Source organism: Pseudomonas sp. Sample_24, from assembly GCF_004307605.1.
GTDB lineage: Bacteria > Pseudomonadota > Gammaproteobacteria > Pseudomonadales > Pseudomonadaceae > Aquipseudomonas.
The window spans coordinates 1-1146 of record NZ_RCNW01000453.1; the positions used below are offsets into that span (position 1 = coordinate 1).

A 1146-nucleotide genomic window follows, 5' to 3' on the forward strand; every position below is an offset into this window, starting at 1 on the left:
TGCAAGGCACCTGGATGACCATCAAATTATCGGCGATGTCGCTGCTGGTGGCCGTGTTGCTCGGCCTGCTCGGCGCCAGCGCCAAACTGTCCAAAGTCAAACTGCTGCGCCTGGTTGCCCAGTGCTACACCACGTTGATTCGCGGGGTGCCGGACCTGGTGCTGATGCTGCTGATCTTCTACAGCCTGCAAACCTGGCTGACGTCGCTTACCGACTACATGGAATGGGAATACATCGAGATCAACCCGTTCAGCGCCGGGGTACTGACCCTGGGCTTCATTTACGGCGCGTATTTCACCGAAACGTTCCGCGGCGCCATCCTTGCCGTGCCGCGCGGCCAGGTCGAAGCGGCCACCGCCTATGGTCTCAAGCGCGGCCAGCGCTTTCGTATCGTGGTGTTCCCGCAAATGATGCGCTTTGCCCTGCCGGGTATCGGCAACAACTGGATGGTGATGCTCAAGGCCACCGCGCTGGTGTCGATCATCGGCCTTGCCGACCTGGTCAAGGCAGCCCAGGACGCGGGTAAAAGCAGCTATCAACTGTTCTACTTCCTGGTGCTCGCTGCGCTGATCTATCTGCTGATCACCAGTGCCTCCAACATCATTCTGCGCTGGCTCGAACGCCGCTACGCCGCCGGCACCCGGGAGGCCGTACGATGATCGAACTCCTGCAGGAATACTGGAAAGCCTTCCTCTACACCGACGGCCAGAACATCACCGGCCTGGCCATGACCCTGTGGCTGCTCAGCGCGTCGATTTTCATCGGTTTCATCGTCTCGATTCCGCTGTCCATCGCCCGGGTTTCACCGCACTTCTACATACGCTGGCCAGTGCAGTTCTACACCTACCTGTTCCGCGGTACGCCGCTCTATATCCAGTTGCTGATCTGCTACACCGGCATCTACAGCCTCGCCGCCGTGCGGGCGCAACCGGTGCTCGACAGCTTCTTCCGCGATGCGATGAACTGCACCATCCTGGCGTTCGCCCTGAACACCTGCGCCTATACCACGGAAATTTTCGCCGGGGCCATCCGCAGCATGGCCCACGGTGAAGTCGAAGCCGCCAAGGCCTATGGCCTGACAGGCTGGAAGCTGTATGCCTACGTGATCATGCCTTCGGCCCTGCGCCGCTCGTTGCCCTACTACAG

Annotated in this window: 2 protein-coding genes; both read left to right on the forward strand. The window is 60.5% G+C overall.

All coding sequences use genetic code 11. The features are described from left to right. A partial coding sequence (locus D8V06_RS26345; RefSeq protein ID WP_130932107.1) for an ABC transporter permease occupies window positions 1-659 on the forward strand: 659 nt, incomplete at its 5' end. Continuing rightward, window positions 656-1146 (forward strand): ABC transporter permease subunit (locus D8V06_RS26350; RefSeq protein ID WP_130932108.1); only part of this gene is annotated, 491 nt, incomplete at its 3' end. The genes D8V06_RS26345 and D8V06_RS26350, both read left to right, overlap by 4 nt.